Source organism: Ignavibacteria bacterium (genome assembly GCA_036262055.1).
Taxonomy (GTDB): Bacteria; Bacteroidota; Ignavibacteria; order Tepidaquicellales; family Tepidaquicellaceae; genus DATAJP01.
Map to the genome: position 1 here is coordinate 96,804 of DATAJP010000002.1, position 18,528 is coordinate 115,331.

13 protein-coding genes are annotated in these 18,528 nt (G+C 34.9%); 8 read left to right on the top strand and 5 right to left on the bottom strand.

What is annotated here, in order from left to right; genetic code table 11:
* Positions 1–26: 26 nt before the first annotated feature.
* On the top strand, positions 27–701 hold the full coding sequence (locus VHP32_02160) for a hypothetical protein (protein ID HEX2786679.1): 675 nt from the start codon (positions 27–29) through the stop codon (positions 699–701).
* Between the two features lie 22 nt (positions 702–723).
* Positions 724–942: a hypothetical protein gene (locus VHP32_02165; GenBank protein HEX2786680.1), complete on the top strand. Its 219-nt coding sequence runs from the start codon at positions 724–726 to the stop codon at positions 940–942.
* A gap of 10 nt (positions 943–952) precedes the next feature.
* On the opposite strand, the gene VHP32_02170 is transcribed toward VHP32_02165, so the two are convergent.
* The 3 genes from VHP32_02170 to VHP32_02180 form a co-directional block, all read right to left on the bottom strand.
* Complete coding sequence (locus VHP32_02170; protein ID HEX2786681.1) at positions 953–2,497, bottom strand: amidohydrolase; 1,545 nt, start codon at positions 2,495–2,497, stop codon at positions 953–955.
* A gap of 107 nt (positions 2,498–2,604) precedes the next feature.
* A complete protein-coding gene (locus tag VHP32_02175; GenBank protein ID HEX2786682.1) occupies positions 2,605–4,842 on the bottom strand; it encodes a M12 family metallo-peptidase in 2,238 nt (745 codons plus the stop codon).
* A gap of 79 nt (positions 4,843–4,921) precedes the next feature.
* The gene (locus VHP32_02180) at positions 4,922–7,303 is read right to left on the bottom strand and encodes a M14 family zinc carboxypeptidase (protein HEX2786683.1); all 2,382 of its coding nucleotides are present in this window, start codon (positions 7,301–7,303) and stop codon (positions 4,922–4,924) included.
* Positions 7,304–7,489: 186 nt separating this feature from the next.
* Here VHP32_02180 and VHP32_02185 point away from each other — a divergent pair, with 186 nt between their 5' ends.
* The 6 genes from VHP32_02185 to VHP32_02210 all read left to right on the top strand — a co-directional run bounded on the left by VHP32_02185 (position 7,490) and on the right by VHP32_02210 (position 15,182).
* A complete protein-coding gene (locus tag VHP32_02185) occupies positions 7,490–8,725 on the top strand; it encodes a YCF48-related protein (GenBank protein ID HEX2786684.1) in 1,236 nt (411 codons plus the stop codon).
* Positions 8,726–10,819 (top strand): ATP-dependent DNA helicase RecG, encoded by a 2,094-nt coding sequence (recG, locus tag VHP32_02190; protein HEX2786685.1) that lies wholly within the window; start codon positions 8,726–8,728, stop codon positions 10,817–10,819.
* Positions 10,820–10,910: 91 nt separating this feature from the next.
* Positions 10,911–12,332, top strand: coding sequence for an undecaprenyl-phosphate glucose phosphotransferase (locus VHP32_02195; GenBank protein ID HEX2786686.1), 1,422 nt, complete (start codon positions 10,911–10,913; stop codon positions 12,330–12,332).
* A 10-nt stretch (positions 12,333–12,342) separates the two neighbouring features.
* Entirely contained in the window at positions 12,343–12,723 is a 381-nt protein-coding gene (locus VHP32_02200; protein HEX2786687.1) for a hypothetical protein, read from the top strand.
* Positions 12,724–12,742: 19 nt separating this feature from the next.
* Entirely contained in the window at positions 12,743–14,815 is a 2,073-nt protein-coding gene (locus VHP32_02205; GenBank protein HEX2786688.1) for a T9SS type A sorting domain-containing protein, read from the top strand.
* A gap of 16 nt (positions 14,816–14,831) precedes the next feature.
* Positions 14,832–15,182 carry a hypothetical protein gene (locus VHP32_02210; GenBank protein HEX2786689.1) on the top strand — a complete coding sequence of 117 codons (351 nt, stop codon included), beginning with the start codon at positions 14,832–14,834 and terminating at the stop codon, positions 15,180–15,182.
* A gap of 27 nt (positions 15,183–15,209) precedes the next feature.
* Here the strand turns inward: VHP32_02210 and VHP32_02215 are convergent, their stop codons facing one another.
* Together VHP32_02215 and VHP32_02220 are read right to left on the bottom strand one after the other, a co-directional pair.
* Entirely contained in the window at positions 15,210–16,292 is a 1,083-nt protein-coding gene (locus tag VHP32_02215; GenBank protein HEX2786690.1) for a metallophosphoesterase, read from the bottom strand.
* A 280-nt stretch (positions 16,293–16,572) separates the two neighbouring features.
* Entirely contained in the window at positions 16,573–18,477 is a 1,905-nt protein-coding gene (locus tag VHP32_02220) for a S9 family peptidase (GenBank protein HEX2786691.1), read from the bottom strand.
* Positions 18,478–18,528: the final 51 nt, after the last annotated feature.

The following is an 18,528-nucleotide window of genomic DNA, read 5'->3' on the forward strand; positions in this document are numbered from 1 at the left end:
TAATCTAACTTTATACTACAAATTTTATGAAAAGATTTATTCTTCCTCTTTTTCTTTTGCTGCTTTTAACCTTTAATTCCTGCATAGATTTGTCGCAAACAATAACAATAAATGCGGATGGTTCAGGCAACGAGACATCGACAATTACATTCGATAAGACTTTTATGGATATGATAACATCATTTGCGGCTTCATTCGATTCAACACGCAGGCAGGAAATAATTGACTCAATTTATGACAATGAGAATTTTATTGATGACATGAGGGAAGATTTTGACAGCGTTCAGGGAATTACTTTAACGAATATGAGCGCTCAGACAAACCCTGATTCATCAAAGTCAATTTATTTTTCATATAATTTCATTTCGGTGGATGCAATTCAAAATTTATTTAATTCCCGTGAAGCAAGCTCTACAATGAATTCCAATATTTCATACATTACTCAGGGAGACAGCATTATATTCAGGATTATTTATTCCAAAAAACAAACGGGAGACGATGATACATCAGGAACTGCTTTACGGGAAGAAATAGGAAAATTATTTGAAAACGATATGGCGCATACTACTGTAAATTTTCCATATCCGGTAATAAGCACAAATGGTCAGTTGCAGGGAAACAGTGTGACATGGAATATCCCGATGGAAAATTTATACAATATGAAAGAACCTGTTGTTATGGAAGCAGTGCTGAGGAAGTAAACTTAGATAAAGAAATGAAGTTTTGGAATTCTTGTATGATGAAGGATTTGGAAGAGATATAAAATTCGGAAGTAGTTTAGTTGAAGTTTTTACAAAGGACTACTATTTCGAGCATATTGGATATTTTAAAATAAAAATCGATGTATGGTTTTCGTATGGATATGAAAGATTATTTTACGAAATATCTGTGCCGATGATAAATTATAGAGATAAGAATGATAATGTTCGATGGCTTGATTGAATAAAAAGGCTCAATTTATTTTTTTACCTTTAAGATAAGTTTGCTCCACCTTTGCAGTTCTGATTTCATCCGCATTCATCTGAAATAAATCATCCAAAATTATAAAATCAGCAGATTTTCCAACCTCAATTGTTCCAAAATTGTTTTCATTATAACTTGCATAAGCATTTTCTTCGGTGTAGCATTTAATGCAATCATCGAGAGAAATATTGTACTCCGGTAAAAACCCTTTGTCGAATCCTTCGGCTTTTCTTGTCATTGCGAAATAAATTGTTTCAAACGGATTTTCATCGACAATCGGGAAGTCCGTTCCGTAACAAACATTTGCTCCTTCATCAATAAGCTGTTTATATCTATGGGTTGTTTTTAAATCCTCAACTTTTTGAGAAGCAGTTTTTGCATCACTAAACAAATGCGCCGGCTGAACTGAAGCAATAACGTTCAACTCTTTAAATCTTTTTAAATCTTTATCCTGAATATGCTGCGCATGTTCAATGCGGAATCTCCGGTCTTTATTTCCATTTTTTGAAATAAGCTGTTCATTAAAATCAAGCAGTTCAGTCACGGATTTATCTCCTATTGCGTGCACCGACATCTGATAATCCGATTTATCAATTTCAAATCCAATCTCTTCAAATTCCCCGCTGTTGATTATTTCCATTCGCAAGCCGTTATGATTGCGGTTAACATAATTTTTATGGAAGTATGCAGTTTCGCTTGACAATGAACCGTCATAAAAAGCTTTGAAGGATTGAAACTTAATCCAATCATTAAACTTAATAAACCTTTTTTTATAATTTTCTAAATTCTGAAATTCTTTGAATGGCAAACGTGAGTCTATGCGGAGATTAAACTCATTTTTTTGCAATAATACTTCAAACACATCGAGGTCAAAAGGTAATGTTATATCTGCAACAGATGTTATGCCGAGTGAATGGAGTTTTTCTATTTCAGATTTAACGTTATTTGCGAGCTCTTCAATTGATTTGCGCGGTATGAAACTCAATAAGTAATTAAGCGCGGTTTCCTTCAGTTCGCCGGTTAAGTTTCCGTCTCCATCTCTCACTACCTCGTCGGATTTGAATTCATTTAATTTTGATTTTAAACCTGAAAGTTCAATTGCTTTAGAATTTGCAAATCCCGAATGCATATCAAATCGCGAAATCAAAACCGGCATATCAGGCGCAACAGCATCAAGAAAATTTACATCCGGGGAAAATCCGTCCGTTATGCCTGAGTCGGAAAAATATCCCCCCGTAATCCATTCCGTCGTAGTTTTATACTCTGCAAAAATTTTTTTAAAATCTTTTTTTGTTTTTGCGTTTCTAAGGTTCAGCTCGCTATTAACAATCGATGCCTTTAACAAATGGCAATGTCCGTCCATAAATGATGGAAGAACAAGCTTATTTTTTAAATCAATTTTGTTTTCAAAATCCGGTTTTGGGGTTTTATCTTTTATGTAAATGATTTTTCCCTTTGAATCATCAATGCCGAATTCGTTCGTAAAAGAATTTTTACCGAGCCAAACCTTACAATTTTTAAATAGCGTTTTCATTATAAAACAAATATAAATAATAATTATAAAAAAACCCGTTCAGTTAAACCGAACGGGTTGAATTCAAAAATTCACGCAAATGCGGGACTGTTGATAAAATAATTCCGTCATTTTATCAACAGCATTCGTTTTGTATCGACAAATTCACCTGATTGTATCCTGTAAAAATACACACCTGATGAAATATTCATAGCATTGAAATCAACATTATAATAACCTGCCTGCGTATATTCACTTACGAGTGTTGCAATTTCTTTTCCGCTTATGTCATATACTTTCAGTGTTGTGAAAGAAGCTTTCGGGATTGCAAAATTTATTTTTGTTGACGGATTAAACGGATTCGGATAATTATTTCCAAGTTCAAATTTATCAGGTATCTCAGTCGAAATCTGTGTAATACCGACACCGGTTCTTTTCAGCACTACGATGAATGATGATGATGTTGTGGAATCAAACCCATTATATGCGACTGCACTCCAGATGCATAAAACAGAATCATTCACAGTTCCCAAATTTTGCGCAATTGTATCAAGAAGGCTTTTACGCAAACTGACTACTGTATCAGTGCCGTTGTTATCGCTGTCAAACTTCAAATCACTTGAAGGAGGAGCGCCGCCTTTTCTTATTTTAAACGCATATCTTATTGATGGATGCGTTCCCGAGCTTGACCATTTGAACTGCTGAACTGCAGTATTGTTCGGAGCGGTTTCTACTTTTGTTAAAGTCGGAGGGAACAATAAATTTATAAAATTCAGATTAAGAATTATTCTGAAAGTTCCGTCTGTTGTATCTCCAACTGAAGGGTTTGATGCATCGATAATTCTGATTTTTGCCTGTGTGGTTGTTGCAATATACGGAACCGTCCATGTCACGCTTCTGTTCTGGGCAGGGACATTATTCTGAATTGAATTCCATGAGCTTCCGTTGTTGGAAGTATATTCGATATTAACATTCCCAGTTAAAGAGCCGCCCCACCAGACAGCAACATTTTGACCTGTTCTGTAAGATTCACCTCCGTTCGGATATGCAACAAGCATATTTGTGTTAGCATTTGTTATACATCCCGCGCTTTCAGCTCTGATTCTTATTAAAGTACCCGGTTGCTCGCCAAAATCAAGAATGACGGAACCACCTCCGATTAAGTCGCAATAACTCATTATCGTTCCAACTGCAGGACGCGGTGGACCACTGAAACAACCTCCTTCAATAAACTCACAGGTATCCAAAGGACCGCCTGCCCAGCTGCAGTTATGTGTATGAGGTGAGCCGAAGTTATGACCCATTTCGTGGGCGACAACAACAACGTCATATGAATAATTAGGAATGTTATTTATTTGACCATTAAGGGTTGCACTCAAGCCATATCCGTTTGTATTGTCACAAAGCACATTAAGAAAAGCTATGCCTGCTACATCAATATTATTTCTTCTTGACAGCAGATGTGTTATCACTCTTTGAACGCCTCCCTGAGTTGAAATCCATTCCGAGCGAAGCTGGTTAAGCATTGCAATTCCGCTTGTCGAAGTATATGGGTCTTGAGTTGTCCATACTCTTAAATAACCAATAGATATTTTTACATTTTCATCTTTCAAATAAACTGCTGAAACTGCGGTCATTAAAGCTGTTGCCCAGTTAGTTGCATTTTGAGTTCCACCATACCAATTATGAGTAAAGAAATCTATATCAATGGCAACACTTGCATTAAGCATAACATCAAAGCCGGTGTCAGTCTGTTCCATTCTCTTTTTAAGCTCTTTCATCGATTCATAAACGGATTCCGGAACTCCGAGCGCATCGGAGCCGCATTTCAATTCGCTGTGAAATTTTTTCTTTGTTTCCTGATAAACTACATAATTATCTGTTATTTCCGAATCATTGCCGATTTTTCCGATTATGTATACATCATTTTCTGTTCTAAGCAGTCCTATAATCTGGTTCTCAAAAAAGTTAAGAACTACAAGAGAGTTTGGCATTCCCTCAATTACTCCTGTATATGATACGATTCCATTTGTTAATTGAAACGGTTTATTTCCCGACGCAGTCCGTTCAACAAGCTGTGCGTTTTTATCAAATATATCAAACTTGTTGAGGTGGACACGAACCGAGTGATACTCGGTTACCGGAATATTCAAATCAAGACTGTATTGTTTCTGTGAATAGATGGTTCTTAATTCATTGAAGTCCATTTTTAATATAACAGGGCTGTCAACAAATGGACTCAGATTATCTTTTAATGAAGCATCGGTATTGTTTAAAGTAAAAAGATTATTTGCATTGGCATTTACAACAAACAAAAATGCCGTTGAAAAAACAATTGAAAAAATAAAAAATATTTTTTTTATCATAAGTTGTCCTGTAAAAAAAACCGGCATAAAGCCGGTTTGGTTTAATAAACAGTCCCTGACCTGCGGAACTGCTAAATTGTTATTTAATTAAAATCATTTTTTTAGTGTCTGAAAAATCTGCCGTTTCGAGCTTATAATAATATACACCACTCGATAAATTCGATGCATTAAATTCCATATTATATGACCCGGCATTTTTAACTTCGTTTACCAGCTGAGCAACCTGTCTTCCCAACAAATCATACACATTTAAAGTTACAAACCCGGTTTTAGGTATATCAAATTTAATAGAAGTTGATGGGTTAAACGGATTCGGATAATTTTGAAATAAACTATATTTTAATGGAATTTCCGAATTGTTTCCTATGACGGAAGTAGGCACGGCATTGTAATTCATTATTCTGATATTATCAATATAAATACCGTCTGCATTAGTCTGGACATTTGATACAAGCGAGAATCTGACTTTAAGCTGTGCTGTTGCTTTAGCAAGTGAAGTTATGTCAAGAACTTCTTTAACCCAGCTTGATTGAGTGCCATTGAAAAATTTTGCGGAGCTCCAGGTAGTGCCGTTATCAGCCGAAACATCGAAATATGCATAATCAAGAAGGTCAATTGTATTTCTTCTGAAGAAGCTTACAATGGTAACTTTATTGGCAGAAATATTTAATGGATTCGTTAAGGTTAAAGTTCTCGTGTTGCTTGAACCATAATTTCCGGTCGGACTATCAGTGAATGAATTATTTGGAGATACAAATTGGCTGGTAGTAGTTCCCCATCCTCCTGACTGCGTCCATCTTCCCGTCAAACCGTTTTCAGCACTATCAAGATAAGATGCAATTCCGTTTCCGACGGGCACCCAGACTTTCATAGTATATACTGAACTTGTATCATTATTTTGCTTAATTCTGATTACAGTTTCATAAGCGGAATTATTAAGAGCATTTGCAGGAACGGTAAAGTTAAACGTAACACTATCTGATACTCTCGAATTTATATTTGCATAATTAAAAGTTCCGGTAGTAATATTTAATCCCGGACTTGATGCAATGCATTCGACTTTTACATTCGAAGCCGGCATCAAACCTTTATTTCTTATGAATACTTTTATTGAGCCGTTTTCACCGGGAGTATAATTTTCTTTATTAAGCTTTGCGGCAGTCGGCATAACAAAACCTCCGGCTGCAAGCACAAAATATATGTTAGACCAAACGTTCTGTCTGCATAACGGTAAAATTCTTGCCTGTGACGGCCAGAAGCCGTCTGACCCTATACCGACTTCCGGTGTCATTGAAATAATTTTTGCATGACCCGAATCATTGTAATACCAATCATCAGTAACACCGCGCACGCCATAGTTAACAGTATTATATGACCGGCCTACCGTAAAATGATTGTGAAGATTCATGTCTTCGGATACCTCATGAAATATTGCTTCATCGGGCGTCTGTGTGTCCTGCCATCCCCATGGTCTTATGTAATAATTTCCGTAGGTATGATATGATAAAGCATTTTTAAAATTTCTCGAATTCACAAAATCTCTTGCATTCTGAGTTTCAGGTTCGGAAAACGGAGCGGTTCCTCTGTATGTATCACTGCTTCTTGTTGTATCTGAACCGCCATTAGGTGAATTCCAATACTGTAAAGTTCCGAAATTTCTGTTAAGATCAATTCCGAATGAACCGTTGCCGTTGTTTTTCCTGTTTTTTCTCCACATACCGCCTCCGTTAGGATTTGTTGAACGGTTATATTCATAACCATCAGGGTTGAAGACAGGTGTAAAATATAATTCTCTGTTGTCGAGGATATACCTTGCTACCGGGTCAGTATTATAATTTTCCAATAACCAGTACACAAAATATACCATGTTCATCATGCTCATCGGTTCGCGCGCGTGTATAAGCGAGTGAATCCAGACTTCCGGCTTACCGGCTGGAGCGTTAGGAGAACTTGAGACTTTCACAGTCCACATCGATCTTCCTTCGACGGAATTTCCGATTGAAAATTTTTGAGAAATTAAATTCGGATATTGCATTCTCATTGAATCCAGCTTTGCAATAACCTGGTCATAAGTCAAATAACCGCCCATTGACCCGTTCATTGAATGACTGATGTTAAAAGTATTATCCTCAACATTATCAGGAAAGTTTCCGTTAAATAGTGCATTCTCATATTTAACTCTTTCGTTGTAAAACGCACTCCAGTCCTCAACAACAACCTGATAAGGAACCCCGGATTTCTTCAGTAATTCGACTTCGCCTGCAGAAAGATAAACTTCCATTTCATTGTTATTGAAATAAGCGTGGTCAAAAAATAAACCGTGTTTATTTATACTTTTTATATCGTTATCAGAGTTAATGAATATTTTTATGAATGAATATTTTTCCTGCGAGTAAATATCGGAACTTAATCCTAAAACTAAAACAAACAGGAATATTAATTTAAGTATTTTTGATGCCATTTTTTGCTTCTATATTATGTTTTTACAAAATTTGCGCTCATTACAGAGCGTAACAAATAAACTAAACAAAAAGTGTTTCTAATTCAATCCCGATTTAGCGGGTTAATTGTGTAAATTCATTGTAAAAGACCCCGAAATCCTAAAAAATAGGATTGTCATAGCCGTAGTTATTTAATAAATTTATATATGAAATTATATTCCGTTATAATACTTTTTTTGTCAATTATTTCATTTGTTAATGCAAATGCAGATTCAGCTTGGGTAAAGCTGAACACTCCTTATGAAATAATTTACGGCGGTATATATTTTTTTGATGAAAACAATGGTATTGTTTGCGGTGAAGGCGGGATAATTTTAAAAACATCTGACGGCGGAAATAACTGGACAAGAATAATCACAATAATCGGAGACCGGCTAACAGCAATAAGCTTTCTTAACAACCAAACGGGATATATTTGCGGCAGTGGCGGAAGAATTTTAAAAACAACTGATGCAGGAAATTCGTGGGTAACACAGAATACAGTTTCTACTCTTGAACTTAAATCAATTCATGCAATAACAGAACGAAATGTTTTTGCATGCGGAGATTCCGGTGTTGTAGTAAGGAGTATTGACGGAGGTGATACCTGGGAGTCTAATAACGCTTTCAATTCATATTTTCTTAGCACAATAAAATTCATAAATGAAAATACTGGATATACTGCAGGTTTATCGGGAAAAATGTTTCGAACTCTGGATGCGGGTGAAAATTGGGAAGAGGTGAATAGCGGAACAGATAAAAACATACACTCAATTTTTTTTCTCAATCAGACGACAGGATATTTCGTAGGACTACCGGGTAATATTTTTAAGACAACAGATTCCGGAATAAGCTGGAACTTCCAAAACAGTGGAGTGGGAAACTCACTCAGGTCTGTTTATTTTCCGAATGCTAACACCGGTTACATTGCAGGATATATGACCTTTATTTTAAAAACAACGAACAGCGGAATTAACTGGAAAATTCAACAAATTCCTTACACTGATAATCTTCTCACTTCGATATTTTTTGTTAATGATACCGTTGGGTATGCGTGCGGTTATTACGGAAGGATTCTGAAAACAACTACCGGCGGAGAGATGCCGGATACATCGGTTATACCTGTTCCTCCTGTAATTTATAATTTCAATCTTGCTCAAAATTATCCTAACCCTTTCAACGGTTTTACAAAAATTAACTATGAAGTCCCCGTTGATGATAATTATTCTTTGGAAATTTTTGATTTATCGGGAAGAAAAATCAGAAGTGTAATTAACCGCTTCATACAAAAAGGAAATTATTTTATCAACATCTCTTCGGATAATCTTGCTTCAGGTGTTTATTTTTATCGTCTGCGTTCAGAAAAATATTCACAGGTTAAAAAATTTACTCTTATAAAGTAGTTGGATATAAAATACATCAAAGGTATTGGCGACAAACGTGCGGAAGCATTCAAAAAAATAGGCGTATCAAACATTGAAGACTTTTTAAATTTCATTCCCCGCTCTTATATCCGCAAAGTTAATATTCTTGACATCGATAAAGATACGGATGAGCTTATTGCCGTTTATGGTGAAGTCATTCAGGTTAAGCTTCCTTCCAAATTAAATCATCCTGTAAAAGTTTTTTTGAGAGATTCGACAGGAACGATAGAAATTCCTATTTTCGGCGCAACTGAGTTCCGCTCAAAACAATTCCGGTTATACGGCAAGTATATATTTTGCGGAAAGCTTGAATTAAATTATTACTCACGAAACATATGCCTTAACTACCGCGACCATCTTCCTATAAATGAGCATGACGCAAATGATATTGAGTTTTTGAAATATCCATACCTGCCTGTGTATGAGCTTTCCTGTGTCTTAAAAAAAACCTGGATTAAAACCCTCTCTCTTGCAAAAATTGTTTTTAATGCGTTTAAAGTTATTTCAAAAAACAATAAAAATTTTATCGAAGAATCTTTACCGCAAAATATTTTAGATAATAATAATTTATTATCTAAAAAAGATGCAGTTATAAGAATAAACTTCCCTTTAAAATATAACGATATCGAAAACTCACGAAAGCGTCTGGCATTTGAAGAGCTTTTCTATCTCCAATTGATAATGGCTTTGCGAAAAGAGCATACCCAAAATGAAAAGAAAGGAATAAGCTTCAGCAATGATATAATGGATTTGAATAAGAGTTTCAGAGAAGCTCTTGAATTTGAACTTACAGGAGCGCAGAAAAAAGTTATGAATGAAATTTATGAGGATATGAAATCGGATAAGTGCATGAACAGATTACTTCAAGGTGATGTCGGAAGCGGCAAGACAATTGTGGCAATTTACGCAATGCTTATTGCAATTGAAAATGGTTATCAGGCGGCATTCATGTGTCCAACTGAAATACTTGCCGAACAACATTATAAGACTATTTCAAGTTTTGTTTCAAAGCTTGGAATAAAAACAGTACTACTAATCGGAGGACAAAAGAAAAAACTGCGCGAAGAAATTCTTAATGATATAAAATCGGGTAACGCAAATATAATAGTCGGAACTCATGCGTTGATTCAGGAAAAAGTGGAGTTTAATAAACTTGGTTTCGTTATCATTGATGAGCAGCATAAGTTTGGAGTTATGCAGAGAGCAAGGCTTAAAGAAAAAGGATTAAATCCCGATGTGCTTATAATGACTGCAACTCCGATTCCGAGAACACTGTCACTTGCATATTATGGAGACCTGGATGTTTCTGTAATTGATGAGATGCCTAAAAACAGAAAAGAAATTAAAACTGCTTTGCGCAAAGATGCTGATAAAGAAAAAATATTTGATTTTGTAAAAACAGAAATCAAAAATGGCAGACAGGCATTTATTGTATACCCCATTATAGATGAATCGGAGAAGCTTGAGCTTAAAGCAGCCGAAAAGGAATTTGTGCATCTGAAAGAAAATGTGTTTACTGAACATGTAACAGGTATGATTCATGGAAGAATGCAATGGTATGAAAAGGATGAAATAATGGAAGATTTTAAAACCGGAAAAATAAAAGTTCTGGTTTCAACAACCGTCATTGAAGTAGGAATTGATATTCCAAATGCAACCATAATGATAATTGAAGAAGCGCAACGATTTGGTTTATCACAGCTTCATCAATTGCGCGGCAGAGTAGGAAGAGGTGCTGAGCAATCTTATTGCATATTAATTGCAAAAGGAAATGAAGAAGAAACAATGAAACGACTTAATATTTTGTGTGAAACAAATAACGGTTTTGAGATTGCAGAAAAAGATATGGAAATAAGAGGACCCGGTGAATTTTTTGGAATACGTCAATCGGGGGTATTGAATTTTTCCTGCACGGATTTAGCAAGGGATAAAGACCTGCTTCAACAGGCAAGGGACATTGCATTTGAAATTATTCAAAGTGATACTTATCTCAGAAAACCCGAACATAAAATTATCAGGGATAATTTTATGACAAATTACAAGGATTCTCTATATCTTATGAAGATAGCATAAATTTTTCCAAAATTTATCATTTCAATACTCATATTATCTCAATATTTTCACCTAATAAGAATATAAAGCAAATTATTTTAGTTTTTAAATAATGTTAAATACTTCGAGCAAAAAAGTTGAGTTTTTTCTTCCATTATTTACGGTTTTATCCGATTTTATAGCAATTTTTCTTGCGTTTTATCTCGCATTTGAATTCAGGTTCTATTCTTTTTTTGAAAAATATTTTGAAGTAACAAAAGGGTTTCCTGATTTCCAGGCTTATTTTATTTTTGTTTTAGTCAGCTTGCCCGTCTGGTTTTATGTATTTCAAACGCGAAAGATGTACCGTTTGAACCGTAATGTTTTCATTCTGGATGAACTCCCTGCAATTATTAAATGCGTTACTATATCCGTTGTTATATTAATGGCAATGATTTTCTTTTATAGAGATTTCGAATTTTCAAGAATAACGTTTGTGCTTGTCTGGTTCTTCTCGATTGTGCTTATAACATTGGGCAGATATATAATGTTAAAAATAGAGAAGAGCTTGTATCAGAAAAATATCGGTGTTAAAAATGTTGCTGTCGTTGGAACTAATGAAATGGCATTAGAGATTTATGAAAAGTTTTCTAACGATAAATTTGCAGGGTTTAATATTATGGGTTATTTTTCAAGAGAAGACGCAGATGTTACGTTATTAAAAAACAAAAAACTTTTAGGGAAGTATGAAGAGCTGCCTCAAAAAATTAAACAATTAAAATTAGAAAAGCTTTTAATATCTTTATCGGCAAGTGAACACGATGATATTTATGACCTTATAAAAATTTGCGAAGGCATAAATATAGAGTTCATGCTTGCACCGGATTATGTTGAAATAATTACAAGCAAGCTTAAGGTAGTTGAAGTTGACGGCATCCCGTTCATGAAGCTTAAATCTCTTCCTTTAAATATATGGAACAAAATTGTCAAAAGATTATTTGATATTATAACTTCGGCATTCATAATAATAATATCTTCACCCGTAATGCTTTTGATAGCAATACTTGTCAAAACAAGCTCTAAAGGTCCTTTGTTTTATAAGCAGGAAAGAGTGGGTTTAGACGGCGAAAAATTTATGATGTATAAATTTCGTTCAATGAAAACTGATGCAGAAGAAGAAGGACCTAAAATGACAATGAAAAATGACGACCGTTATACATCAATAGGAAAAATATTACGAAAATACAGCTTAGATGAACTGCCTCAGTTTTTTAATGTTTTATTGGGTGATATGAGTATTGTGGGACCAAGACCGGAAAGAGAATATTTTATAAATATTCTCAAAGATTCGTTCAAGAACTATTTGGAGAGACATAGAGTTAAATGCGGTATCACAGGTTGGGCGCAGGTAAATGGTTTGAGAGGTTCAAATACACCGCTTCAGACAAGGATAGACTACGATATTTATTACATAGAAAATTGGTCTTTGACTTTTGATATTAAAATAATTCTTAAGACATTCAAAGAAATGTTTTTTTCTAAAGATGCCTTTTAATCATTAAATTATGATTGCTGTAGTAATTTTTTTCATTCATGTTATATTTGCGGTATATGTTTTCAGCAAAACGTATCAAAGTGACGGCTTGATGCAGTCGTTTCTGAATATTGCTTTCATAATAATTTTGTTTTCTGTCGGATGGGTTATATCGGACTTGCTTGTCGGAATTATAATTTCAGACAATGGCTATTTGATAACAATTCCAAAAAATGCTTACTGGCAGTTTATTCTGAAAATTTCAGGATTTTTTGTTCCCAATAACGACGGGACAGGACGGCTTGTCCCGAAGGATACGATATCATTAATATGTTTAACCATAATGGAATATTTCTTTTATAAATTTTATTTTAAAAATTTTGACTACGCCGAAAAAAGCAAAACTGCTTAATATTAAATTCATTGTAATAATGCTTTCGTGCTTTGTGGTTGTTTCTTTTATCTATATATCTTTTTCAGAAAGCAAGATAAACGACATTGCTGAGTCATCTTCAGGCGAGGAAGTTGTTCTGGCGTTTATTACATATAATGACTTTGGGAATAATTTATACATCGATAATTTAACTTCCGGCAGGCGAGTAGCAAATGATGTTAAGGTATCTTCCATCAATAACATAAAACCCGGCACTACGTATTTGCCTGATAACAGCCCTGATACAATTGCACCTAAATTAAATATTACAAATCTTGGGCTCACTGCTACTCCAACAGATTCCGCAAATGCTGTTACAGTTTTTTTTAGAGTTTTTAATTTTGATTATTGGGATTCTGTAAAAGTAATTACTTCAATTGCTTCCGGAGCGACATATGAAGTTACTTTCGATAACCTTGTTATTTTTCCGGGAACAGAGTTTCTTGTTCATGCATATATCAGATATCCTGCAGATACCATAAGAAACAATGACACGCTTTTTCAGTTCTCGAATTATCTTGCGGGCATTAAAAGAAAAGTTTTATTTCAGGAATTCACAAGCGCAACAAGTCCTTCATCAGCGTCTAACAATATTTTTTTAAATTCTTTTCTTGCATCAAATTCCGATAACGTTGCTTCAATAAAATATCACCGCGGAGTTCCGCCGCCGGGAACAGACTCATTATATCTTGCAAACACGGTGCAGTCCGATTCCATGAGGTTGTATTACAATACTTTTCAGGTTCCTTCGACAATCGTTGACGGAAAACATCTTGTTCAAATTCCATATTCAATCGACTCAAATCTGATTAAACCATTTAATGCAAGAATCAATGAAGGTTCACCCGTTCTGGTTCAGGTTTCAGACAGCTTGCTTGCAAGCGGCGATACTATTATGAGCACCGTTACTGTTAATAATATTTATAATCTCTCCACGGAGGCAAGTTATACTCTTAAATTAAATGTAATCGAAAAATATAAATCGTTTATACCAATGCCATCAGGATGGTATGACTCAACCTTCATAGATATTTTCAGAAGCGCTGTACCGGGAATTAACGGAATAACACTTCCGACAGTTTCGGGAATATATACCTATCAATTCAAATTTTATGTTCAGCCGGGATGGAACTACAGCAAAATTTATATTGTGGCTTTTGTGCAAAATGAAACGAACCGTGAGATTTTAAATTCCGCAAAATCGAAAAATATTCCTGTACCTTTCATAGCAAAACCCGTTGTATATAAACCAATCAATCCACGGGATGTCGATTTCGAGGCGCCGTTAAGCTTCAGTAACGGAATTTATGTAAACGGTTTAAGTGATACTATCTATCCTACTCAATTTACTGCGCAAAACTTTGAATCCTATTTTCCTCCGCCCGGATGGAGGATTAAAAATCCTGATGCGCTTATAACTTTTGATAGATACACAGGTTCAAATGGACCACAATTGGGTGGCAATAATTCGGTCAGAATGCCTTTTTATTTTTATTCATATGAAGGTCAGACAGATACTTTGGTTTCCGCCAAAATTTACGGGCTTAAAAATACTGATACAATAAAGTTTGATTATTCATATGCGCAATATTCAAGCCAGACAATTGATAGTTTGAAAGTTTTAATTTCAAACGATGGCGGAAAAACTTATTTACCTGAACCGGTTTTTAATAAAGGCGGATTAAGCTTAGCAACCTCAGGCTCAACAACGATTGCATATGCGCCAACAAATCCGAATCAGTGGAAAACTTTTTCAATTGGTTTGTTTGACGTGGTGAACATAAACCAAATTAGCTCACAAATTCCTTCTGCGTTTAATTTGCATCAGAATTATCCTAATCCTTTTAACCCGACCACAAAAATAAAATTCGATATAAATAAAACAGGATTTGTGAAATTGAAAATTTATGATATTACGGGAAGAGAGATTGCATCTCTTGTAAACATGAAATTAAGTGCAGGGCAGTATGAATACAAATGGGATGCAGTTAACTTTGCAAGTGGAGTGTATTTTTATACTTTGAAGCTTGATGATGCAAGTGTTTCTAAAAGAATGGTGTTAGTGAAGTAAATCAAAATAAAAAAATATGAGATACTTAAAAATAAAATTTATAATTTCTTTTTCTGTTCTCGTACTCGCAGTTTTGTCATGCGAAAGTGCACCCGATATAAAACCTAAGATTTATTTTGATGGTTTGAAATTTAGAATTGAAAATACTGATGCATTCAGTTATAAAAATGTGGATCTTACGGTGAACGATAAATATGAAGCACATATTGACAGCATTCCTTCAGGGAAAAGTTATGAAATTGGAATGTCAATTTTCGCTGATGAAGAAGGCAATAGATTGACAACAGATAAGAAGGTTTTGAAAATGTGTATGGACTGCTATATACTTGACAACAAAAAAAGAACTTATTGTGGTGATTGGAAATGACATCTTTTATCTCACTAATAAATCAGATTAAACTAATGTGATTTTTGTTATCTCAGGAGGACAGTTAAGTCGCATGGGAAGCCCGACCATGCCAATACCGCGGGAGACATATAACTGTGAGTTTTTGTGTTTGTAAAATCCGCTTATGAAGGGACTTACTGTTGAAGCCAAAGAAAGATTTACTCCCATAGCATCAAACAATACAACCTGTCCGCCGTGTGTATGACCGCTCAATACCAAATCCATATTAGCATCGGACATTTTATCCATAAAATACGGTTTATGGTAAATCATAATTTTCGGAATTGAACCATATTCAAATCCGTTTTCTGCTGTTACATTTTGCGCAGTCAAAAGCGTTTTATCCATATATGCCTGCAGTTCATTTGTAAATCTCACACCGCTTTCTCGCGTGTCTTCCATTCCAAGGAGACACAACGGCTTGCCGTTGATGTTCAGAATCTCTGCGCTGTTTCTCAAAAGCTTTATAGGAGTTTCGTTGAAAATATATTCTGCGATATAATTCGGGTCGGAGAAATAGTCATGATTTCCAAGAGTTCCATAAATTCCTTTCTTGGCTTTCAAATCTCTGAAAGCTTTTGCAAAAGGAACAACTTCCTTTATATTTGAATTTGTAAAATCTCCCGGCAGAATAATATAATCGCCCTGCAAGCTGTTTATAGCATCGGTATATTCTTTCATCATTTCTTCCGGCATATAAGGTCCGCTGTGAAAGTCACTTGCAAGAATGAAAGTTGTTCCTTTCATCTCGATTGGCAAATCCGGTATGGCAATATCAACTTTGGTTATTTCATATTTATTTCTTTTTATGACACCCATACCCGAAGCAAAAAATGCATAACCTGAAACTGCCATTGTGGTTCCTGTAATGAACTTTCTCCTGCCTGCATTATATTTTATAATCTGCTTCTTTGAAGTTATTTTATTATACCAGTTTCTGAATGAACCGATTTTTTTGAGCAAAAATAACGAAAGAGAAAAAGGAGCTTTTATAACTTTTAATATTAAAAGATATAGTCCGATAAAAATTATTGCTCCCTGAAATACATAAAAAGGAAGTATATAAGAATCAAAAACCCATCCCGGCAAAAGTGAAAAATTATTTCTATAAAAAATTAAATACAGGTAAGGAAGATTGAAAAAAACGAATGGGAAAATCGAAATAAATTTCCAGAAAAATTTATTTAAAAGTCCTTTTCTTTTCAGATAACTTCTGAAAACTAAAAAAGAAGTTAATTGAAGGACAGTTATTATCGAAAAAATTATTAAGACAAATGTACTCAAGTTTATTAATTTATATCATAAAAAAAGCCGTTACTCGAATAATCGGAACGGCTTGGGCAAACCCGTTTAATTATTAAACAATAAATTAGTTAGATTTGTTCAAATGTTTTTTGAGGAATTTTTCCATAGTTTCATAGAAATCAAACCTGTTTTCCTCATTATGAAAGCCGTGTCCTTCATTATCCTTTACCATATATTCAACTTCGATTCCGCGTTTTTTCATAGCTTCAATCATCTGGTCAGACTCACTTTTCTTTACTCTCGGATCGTTTTTTCCCTGAGCAATGAACAAAGGAGCTTTTATTTTATCTGCATGAAATACGGGTGAAGTGGCAATAAATTGCGCGCTGTCTGTTTTCGGGTTTCCAACCATCTCATACATCATTTCAAGATACGGTTTCCAGTAAGGCGGAATTGTTTCCATGAATGTGAACAAGTTTGAAACACCGACATAATCAACCCCAGCTGAATAAACATCAGGCGTAAAAGTGAGACCTGCAAGAGCTGTATAACCGCCGTAAGAACCTCCGTAAATTGCAACTCTGCTCGGGTCAGCAATTCCCTGCTCGATTAACCAATTAACCCCATCAGTAACGTCGTCCTGCATTTTCAAACCCCATTGTTTGAAAGAATCTTCCCAGAATTTTCTTCCATAACCGGTTGAACCGCGGAAATTCACTTGAAGAACTGCGAACCCTCTGTTTGCAAGAAACTGAACTTCGGGATTGAAAGTCCAAACGTCTCTATACCACGGACCGCCGTGAGGGTTTACAACTACAGGAAGGTTTTTAGGGTCAACGCCTTTTGGAAGCGTTAAGTAACCGTTTATCGTTAGACCGTCTCTTGATGTGTATTGAATCGGTTTCATTTCAGCTAAATCATTTTCATTCAACCAGGGACTTACATCAGCAAGTTCTTTTAAATTTTTTGTTTCATAGTCATATAAATAAAAGCTTCCCAATGACCTGTCGCTATAGGTTCGCACAAGATATTTGCTTTCGTCCTTTGTTAAGTCCACTATTACAACTTCATAATTAGTTCCAAGCTGCGAATATAAATCTTCATAAACACCTTTTGTTCTGTCATCAAGGAAATGAACCTGTCTTTTCCATGTTGTGTAAGGAATTGATGTAAGAACTTTTCTTTTTCGTGAATAGTTCAGATTTTCAACATCAACTTCAGGATGTGAATAAAGCTCTTCAATTTCCTTTCCATTTTTAATGTCATATTTTACGATTGCGGCTTTGTCTCTTCCAAGATTTGATGCAGCGTATATGTTTTGATTATCAAAGGTAAAAAATAACGGAGCTAATGTTTCCTTAAAGTTAGTTTTTAAAATTTCTTTGAAGGGCTCACTTTCAGTTTCTCTATACAATAATGAAGTGTTAACACCATCAGTGGTTGTTGCAACTCTAACTTTTCCTTCATGGTCTGTTACCCATCCCGAAATGTTTCCCGGATTTTCTGCGACCATTGTCATTTCGCCCGTATTAACATTTATTCTGTAAACATCAAAAATTTCTTTGTTGCGTTTGTTCATTTCAATCAGAATATAATCATCGATTTCAGGAAGGTCATCGGTTATTCCGACACGAACGCTATCGAACGGAGTTAAGTTTTTCGGAACTCCCGTATTAATATTCGAAGCATACAACTGAAAATTTTCGTCGCCGCCGTTATCTTTCACATAAAGAACTGTATTGTTCCCTTTCCAAAAATAATTATATAAATCCCTGTCGGTTGCATTGGTTACTCTTTTTGTCTCGCCTGTCTGCAAATCTTCTATGAAAATATTTAATCGGTTTTCATAGGGAGCTAAATAGGATAAATATTTGCCGTCGGGAGAAATCTGGTAGCCGGTTTTTTCAGGATTTTTGAAAAAATCTCTTAAAGGAATTTCTTTTATTTGTACTACTGCTTGTGCTTTGAAGCTTACATTCATTATAAATACTATTAAAATTAATAAAGTTATCTGTAATACCTTGTACATAATTTGGGGTTAAGTTTAAGGATTTACTTAGTTTTAACGTAATATCGTCAT

What these genes read in the sequence shown, in the direction of transcription:
- VHP32_02160 (HEX2786679.1), top strand. Translation starts at nt 27, where the DNA reads ATGAAAAGATTTATTCTTCCTCTTTTTCTTTTGCTGCTTTTAACCTTT.
- VHP32_02170 (HEX2786681.1), bottom strand. Translation starts at nt 2,497, where the DNA reads ATGAAAACGCTATTTAAAAATTGTAAGGTTTGGCTCGGTAAAAATTCT.
- VHP32_02175 (HEX2786682.1), bottom strand. Translation starts at nt 4,842, where the DNA reads ATGATAAAAAAAATATTTTTTATTTTTTCAATTGTTTTTTCAACGGCA.
- VHP32_02180 (HEX2786683.1), bottom strand. Translation starts at nt 7,303, where the DNA reads ATGGCATCAAAAATACTTAAATTAATATTCCTGTTTGTTTTAGTTTTA.
- VHP32_02185 (HEX2786684.1), top strand. Translation starts at nt 7,490, where the DNA reads ATGAAATTATATTCCGTTATAATACTTTTTTTGTCAATTATTTCATTT.
- VHP32_02195 (HEX2786686.1), top strand. Translation starts at nt 10,911, where the DNA reads ATGTTAAATACTTCGAGCAAAAAAGTTGAGTTTTTTCTTCCATTATTT.
- VHP32_02200 (HEX2786687.1), top strand. Translation starts at nt 12,343, where the DNA reads ATGATTGCTGTAGTAATTTTTTTCATTCATGTTATATTTGCGGTATAT.
- VHP32_02205 (HEX2786688.1), top strand. Translation starts at nt 12,743, where the DNA reads ATGCTTTCGTGCTTTGTGGTTGTTTCTTTTATCTATATATCTTTTTCA.
- VHP32_02210 (HEX2786689.1), top strand. Translation starts at nt 14,832, where the DNA reads ATGAGATACTTAAAAATAAAATTTATAATTTCTTTTTCTGTTCTCGTA.
- VHP32_02220 (HEX2786691.1), bottom strand. Translation starts at nt 18,477, where the DNA reads ATGTACAAGGTATTACAGATAACTTTATTAATTTTAATAGTATTTATA.